The sequence below is a fragment of the Hungatella effluvii genome (assembly GCF_003201875.1).
Classification (GTDB): Bacteria; Bacillota; Clostridia; order Lachnospirales; family Lachnospiraceae; genus Hungatella; species Hungatella effluvii.
This window is the reverse complement of record NZ_QJKD01000040.1, coordinates 1-5,783: the sequence shown is the minus strand read 5'-3', so window position 1 is coordinate 5,783 and position 5,783 is coordinate 1. Positions and strand designations below refer to the sequence as shown.

At 48.7% G+C, this 5,783-nt stretch carries 8 protein-coding genes; 2 read left to right on the top strand and 6 right to left on the bottom strand.

Annotated elements, in window-relative coordinates:
• The first annotated feature begins 188 nt into the window (after window positions 1-188).
• The gene (locus tag DFR60_RS30070; RefSeq protein WP_110326980.1) at window positions 189-449 is read left to right on the top strand and encodes a hypothetical protein; all 261 of its coding nucleotides are present in this window, start codon (window positions 189-191) and stop codon (window positions 447-449) included.
• A 101-nt stretch (window positions 450-550) separates the two neighbouring features.
• Here DFR60_RS30070 and DFR60_RS30065 read toward each other — a convergent pair whose 3' ends face one another.
• Window positions 551-1,138: an ATP-dependent Clp protease proteolytic subunit gene (locus tag DFR60_RS30065; RefSeq protein ID WP_110326978.1), complete on the bottom strand. Its 588-nt coding sequence runs from the start codon at window positions 1,136-1,138 to the stop codon at window positions 551-553.
• Window positions 1,135-1,557 (bottom strand): helix-turn-helix domain-containing protein, encoded by a 423-nt coding sequence (locus DFR60_RS30060; protein WP_110326975.1) that lies wholly within the window; start codon window positions 1,555-1,557, stop codon window positions 1,135-1,137. The genes DFR60_RS30065 and DFR60_RS30060 overlap by 4 nt, the downstream gene beginning before the upstream one ends.
• A 274-nt stretch (window positions 1,558-1,831) precedes the next feature.
• On the opposite strand from DFR60_RS30060, the gene DFR60_RS30055 reads away from it, so the two are divergent.
• Window positions 1,832-3,034, top strand: a complete 1,203-nt coding sequence (locus DFR60_RS30055; protein WP_110326974.1) for an FprA family A-type flavoprotein — start codon at window positions 1,832-1,834, stop codon at window positions 3,032-3,034.
• 150 nt (window positions 3,035-3,184) lie between these two features.
• Here DFR60_RS30055 and DFR60_RS30050 read toward each other — a convergent pair whose 3' ends face one another.
• Genes DFR60_RS30050 through DFR60_RS30035 form a run of 4 tightly spaced genes read right to left on the bottom strand, consistent with a single transcriptional unit; the run spans window position 3,185 to window position 5,530 of the window.
• Window positions 3,185-3,520 (bottom strand): DUF3221 domain-containing protein, encoded by a 336-nt coding sequence (locus tag DFR60_RS30050; protein ID WP_110326972.1) that lies wholly within the window; start codon window positions 3,518-3,520, stop codon window positions 3,185-3,187.
• Between the two features lie 2 nt (window positions 3,521-3,522).
• Window positions 3,523-4,458, bottom strand: coding sequence for a hypothetical protein (locus DFR60_RS30045; protein WP_110326970.1), 936 nt, complete (start codon window positions 4,456-4,458; stop codon window positions 3,523-3,525).
• A 33-nt stretch (window positions 4,459-4,491) separates the two neighbouring features.
• Window positions 4,492-4,857, bottom strand: a complete 366-nt coding sequence (locus DFR60_RS30040; protein ID WP_110326968.1) for a DUF6054 family protein — start codon at window positions 4,855-4,857, stop codon at window positions 4,492-4,494.
• Window positions 4,844-5,530, bottom strand: a complete 687-nt coding sequence (locus DFR60_RS30035; protein ID WP_110326966.1) for a hypothetical protein — start codon at window positions 5,528-5,530, stop codon at window positions 4,844-4,846. Before DFR60_RS30035 ends, DFR60_RS30040 begins: the two co-directional genes overlap by 14 nt.
• Window positions 5,531-5,783 lie beyond the last annotated feature (253 nt).

The following is a 5,783-nucleotide window of genomic DNA, read 5'->3' as shown; positions in this document are numbered from 1 at the left end:
AGCCTATATATAAAAACATAAAATTTGACAAAAAAATATAAGCCAGTAGCGGCTTAGCGGTGTTTTTTTAGATTGGGGGTGTCAAACTCCCGGGTCTGTAACCCGGCAAAGAAAAAAAATAGACAGATTCCGACAATATATGATATAATTCTAGCGGTAGCTATATTAAATTACAGGAGGAACTAAGTATGGAAAACAACACAATGGTGACAGATCCTAATAAGGCTGTCATGACCATGGGAGAATGGCTGATCACATTAATCGTCCTGGCTATCCCATGTGTCAATGTAATCATGTATTTTGTCTGGGCATTTGGCAATGGAAATGAGAACAGGAAGAATTTCTGCCGCGCCGGACTGATCGTTATGGCAGTGGGAATCGTGCTGACCTTAATCTTATATGCCGTAGTCGGTGCAAGCCTGGCTGCTGCGTTAAGCGCAGGCTATTAATTCTCATAAGACATCATCTGATAAAGGGGCGGCCGCACCAATGATTGTACAATCATCAGCGCGGCCGCCCCTTTCCTATCATCTTTTCAGATTTATTCCTTTTAATCCCTCTTTCTCATCACCGTATCAATAATCCCATATTCCTTCGCCTCTTCGGCGCTCATGAAATGATCCCGCTCCGTATCCCGCCAGATCTCTTCCTCCGTTCTCCCCGTATTTTCCGCCAAAATCCGATTCAGCCGTCTCTTATCCTGCTGAAGCTTCTCTGAATAGATCTGGATATCCGTCGCCTTTCCTCCGATCTTCTCCACCGCCGGCTGATGTATCATGATTTCAGAGTTGGGAAGGGCAAAACGCTTGCCCTTAGTCCCCCCTGCCAGCAGAAATGCGCCGAAACTGGCTGCAAGTCCGATACAGATCGTCGATACATCGCATCGGATATAACGCATCGTATCGTAAATGGCCAGACCGGCAGTAATAGAACCGCCCGGACTGTTAATATAGAAGGAAATGTCCTTCGCCGGGTCCTCCGCTTCCAGAAACAACAACTGGGCCACCGCCAGCCGGGCCGTCTCATCGTTTACTTCTTCTCCCAGAAAGATAATTCTGTCCTTTAACAGACGGGAAAAGAGGTCGTAACTGCGCTCCCCCTTTGACGTCGTCTCGATCACACTCGGTACCAGACTCATGCCGCACACCTCCAGTTATTCTTTCTTTCGCAGAAGGCGGTTACCCCTGTCTTCTTCTGCTTTGTCTGCTCACGAAGAGGCGTGAAATGCTTCCGTTCCCGGTAGGTAAACGGCGTGCATCCGTAAGCCCGCCGGAATGCCAGTGTAAACGCCTGCTGAGACTGATAATCCGCCTCGCCGGATATCTCCACGATCGTCTTGTCCGTCTCCACCAGCTTTCTGGCCGCTTCCGTCAGTCTCCGCTCCATGATATAGCGGTGAATGGTACAGCCGGTTTCCTCAGCAAAAATCCGGTTCAAATAAAAACGGGAATAACCCGTATGTGCTTCCAAAGCTTCCAGGCTCAAATTTTCCCCGGTTCCCATGTTTTTCTCAACAGACTCCAGGATGTCCTTTACGATTCTGTTTTTTCCATCCATTTATTGCCACACCTCCAGTTATGTTCCAATACAAAACCATCTTCCTCATGGAAAATCAGGTCTCTTTTCTCCCATTATAACAGGCTGTCTTTGCTCTGTCTTAATAAAAAATGATGTTTCCGCTAAAAATCCATCCTTCCGGTTATACTATAATGCAATGGACCGCTGAATTCATACTAAGTTCGTATAAAAATACAATGACATTTTCCCGATTTTGTAGTATACTTCTTACGAAATTATATGTGTGAGATTATGACGAAAGGATGGCTTCATTATGTACTGTGTAAAAAATATTAAAGATGACCTGTTCTGGGTCGGCGGAAGCGACCGCAGGCTCGCCCTGTTCGAGAACGCATACCCCATTCCAAACGGGATCTCCTATAATTCTTATCTTCTTTTAGATGAAAAAACCGTTCTCTTCGACACGGTCGACCGGGCAATCACCGGGCAGTTTTTCGAAAATGTGGAATCCGTTCTGGCAGGAAGAACGCTGGACTATGTGATCATCAATCATATGGAACCGGACCACTGTGCAACGCTCGGCGAACTGATCAGACGATATCCGGATGTCTCCGTGGTCTGCAACGCAAAGACGATTCCGATCATCAAGCAGTTCTATGAATTTGATATCGATACCAGAGCCGTGATCGTGAAAGAAAACGACACCTTCTGTTCCGGCAGACATACCTTCACCTTCCTGATGGCCCCCATGGTACACTGGCCGGAGGTCATGGTGACGTATGACACCACGGACAAGATCCTTTTCTCCGCGGATGCCTTCGGTACCTTCGGCGCCATGAACGGCAACTTGTTTGCGGATGAACTCTATTTCGAACGTGACTGGCTGGCTGATGCCAGAAGATATTATACCAATATCGTCGGAAAGTACGGCGCATCGGTTCAGACGCTGCTTAAAAAAGCCGCCGCACTGGACATCGAAATCCTCTGCCCGCTCCACGGTCCTGTATGGAGATCCGATATCGCATGGTATGTGGACAAGTATTTAACCTGGAGCAGCTACGAACCGGAAGAGAAAGCCGTCATGATCGCATACGGTTCCATCTACGGCAACACGGAGAATGCAGCGAATATTCTGGCCTGCCGGCTGGCAGACCGCGGCGTTAAGAACATTGTCATGTATGACGTCTCCTCCACGCATCCGTCCACCATCATCTCCGAGGCCTTCCGCTGCAGCCACCTCGTATTCGCTTCCGCGACGTATAACGGCGGCATCTTCAGCTGTATGGAGCACGTACTCCTCGATTTAAAGGCTCACAATCTGCAGAACCGCACCGTGGCACTCCTGGAAAATGGTTCCTGGGGCGTAACAGCCGGACGTAAGATGGGAGAAATCATCTCCGAGATGAAGAACATGACCATACTCGATGAAACCATCACGATCAAATCCTCCTTAAAGGAAGACCAGATGGCGGAACTCGGTGCTCTGGCAAATTTAATTGTAGCTTCCATGAACTAGCGGGTCCGGTATGACGGACTCTTCTGACAAACAGAAAAAAGCCCTGTCCGGAACTGCGTGGTCTGACACGCCTTCCCGGACAGGGCTTTTTCGGATCACGTTCGTAAAGCCGCGCAGTACGGACGCCGGTGCCATCAGCACAGTCCTTCGTCACTCGTCCGCGCGGTAAATGGCAAACACCGTACTTAAACGGGCCGGATACGATTCCATGATCTCGCCGTCATAGACGATTCGGATCTCATCTCCCACCTTCACCTCGGGCACGCCCTCCGCGGATATGACATTCGTCGGCACAGTAATGCGGTCCGCGGATTTCCGTTCTTCTTCCCCTTCATCCGGCTCCACCAGAAAATACTGGTCCGAAATCTCCAGCACCATGCCGCAAAAATATCTCTGTCCTGCTTCTTCCGAAGTAAAAAGCATCCAACAGAATACACCAGCGATACAGAGAAACAGGATCCTCAAACTATTTCCATACTTTTTCATAGCTAGATCACCTCGATAAAAAACATCCGTCCATCAGGGTCCGTCAACACGGCCTTTGCACCGCGGAACCGGTAACCGGAAAGTAAGAGCGGCTTCTCCCTGAAAATCACATCTGCCGGCGCCCGGCTGCCCAACTGATCCCCTTTTATCTCATATCGGTAAAACTGGGAATGCCTTCCATATCCGCCATCCATGATAAGAGCGGTATGACTCCGGTTGATCAGGAAGGCGGAACATCCTTCCGCCTTCGGGCGGTAGATGACATCCCTCTTAAAATCAGTCTTCACCAGATGAAACTCGTCGTAATAATAGAACCACAGCGCGCCCTGTTCATCCACATTCATCGCATAGCAGTCATAGATCGGATATTTTTTGTTCTCCCACAACCGTTGTCCCCGTGCATCCCATACGATCAGACCGCACGCGCCCACCGGCTGGTCCCAGCCGAAATTACCAAACACGCCCTCGTCGAAGTATCCGGTAATGATACGGCCGTCTTCCGTCACGATGCAGCTCTCGATTCCGTCACCCAGGCACATCTCTGCCAGCTTTGTGCCATCCTTTTTTAAGAGAACTCCGTTATTCTCTGCCGTCCCGTCTTTATATTTCCTGCACCGGGCGCCTACCAGCAGGATATCTTCTCCCAGAGGCATGACGTGATGAAAATTCATCTCATGAAACCCCAGCGGATACATCTCTCCCCCCAGCAGCGTCCCATCCGTCCAGTTTACCCAGAGGCACAGCGCATGGTAGTCCGTATTCGCCTCGGTATCCACAAACATCCCGTTGATCCGTTTCGGCACCGAACGGGCAAACAGAAGCCATACGCTGCCGTCGTAACCGATCGTATCATTCACAAAGGTCTCATGTTCCAGTCCATACTGCTTCTGCAGCACATTTCTCTCTGTATAGCTGGTCACATATATATTTCTGTCCATCCCAGATCCCCTTTTCACACGGTTATAAATCGTTTATAAATCGCTTATCATTCGCGTGTGTCTGCACTTATAGGCCTTCACAGCCTCTTCCAGCTTCTCTAAAAAGGCTTCCTCTCCGAATGTATTGAGCTTAAAGAACATGGCCTGGCTTCCACCGGATGTGATGGCAGTCAGCCTGAGTTCCCCTTCATATCCCAGAATCGTCACATTCAGGCTGACGCGGTTGCCTCCCATATAGCTGTATCTCTCATATACCATTGTACAGCACCGCACGCCGTTGATCTCCTCCTCATGCTCGTCCTCGAACGATGCGGATACACTGCCGTTTAAAATTTCATTTTTTAAGTATTCTTTAAAATGATCCAGATTCCCTGTTAAGTCAGCTTCAAATTTTGCCATGTATCTCACTCCCTTCTGCCGCAGCCGGCGTATCATCATAGACCGCGAACGGCATCCACTCCACCGGCTCTCCTCTGTTCTGAATGGCATCTGCAAATGCTTCCACTTCTTCTTTCGAATTCTCTAAGAGTCCAAATTCTCCCGGTTTCAGTTCGAACCGTTTCATCAGTTCTTCCTGAAGGGAATTGCACAGGTATGTATGAAAACCCGAGATATCCCATCCAAGAAGATCAAAGCCGAGAAATTGACGTTCTGCGGTCCGAGGTAATTCATGCTTTTGGATTATCCTGTCCTCCAGGGAAGGCAGGCGCGCCTCTTCCAGCGCAATCCCGATCAGACGGTATCCCGGGTCCACGCCCCACCGATTATAAAAATAACGCCTGTATATGTCTTCTGCGTCCTGTTTGAACAGGAACCGGCTGTCTGTATCCAGCCGTTCCTCCCCGAACAGCCGCAGAGTTTCTTCTGAAAAATCTATAAATTCCTTTTTCTCCATCCCCAGCCGTTTCCGGTATTTCTCTTTTTGCCTTTCATCATTGGCCATGCAGGAAAATGGCTGCGGCTCCGCATCACAGATGCAGCCGCTGGCAGTCAGAATCCATTCGGAAAAATCCTTTAGAAATTCCGGGCACCGGCAGGGACGTATGATATAATAGCCATAATCTACATACATTTCTGTGTCCTTCCTTTTCTGGCTCTATTCTACCAGATATCATTTTCCCATGTCTTTCATTTTCCTTAATATTTACGCTACAACATTTGTCATATAAGTGAAAAAATAAAGGGGCTGTGAAAAAATGGAGTTGCTCTAACTCCATTTTCCCAGCCCATCTTTATTTTTCGAAACATACAGGAAAAAAGTAGTAAAGAGCGCATACTTCCCCTTACCCCAGCAAACATGCGCTTTCTCCTCTTTAAGCCACTTT

Coding starts and splice junctions, on each gene's coding strand:
- DFR60_RS30070 (WP_110326980.1), top strand. CDS start 189: ATGGAAAACAACACAATGGTGACAGATCCTAATAAGGCTGTCATGACC.
- DFR60_RS30065 (WP_110326978.1), bottom strand. CDS start 1,138: ATGAGTCTGGTACCGAGTGTGATCGAGACGACGTCAAAGGGGGAGCGC.
- DFR60_RS30060 (WP_110326975.1), bottom strand. CDS start 1,557: ATGGATGGAAAAAACAGAATCGTAAAGGACATCCTGGAGTCTGTTGAG.
- DFR60_RS30055 (WP_110326974.1), top strand. CDS start 1,832: ATGTACTGTGTAAAAAATATTAAAGATGACCTGTTCTGGGTCGGCGGA.
- DFR60_RS30050 (WP_110326972.1), bottom strand. CDS start 3,520: ATGAAAAAGTATGGAAATAGTTTGAGGATCCTGTTTCTCTGTATCGCT.
- DFR60_RS30045 (WP_110326970.1), bottom strand. CDS start 4,458: ATGGACAGAAATATATATGTGACCAGCTATACAGAGAGAAATGTGCTG.
- DFR60_RS30040 (WP_110326968.1), bottom strand. CDS start 4,857: ATGGCAAAATTTGAAGCTGACTTAACAGGGAATCTGGATCATTTTAAA.
- DFR60_RS30035 (WP_110326966.1), bottom strand. CDS start 5,530: ATGTATGTAGATTATGGCTATTATATCATACGTCCCTGCCGGTGCCCG.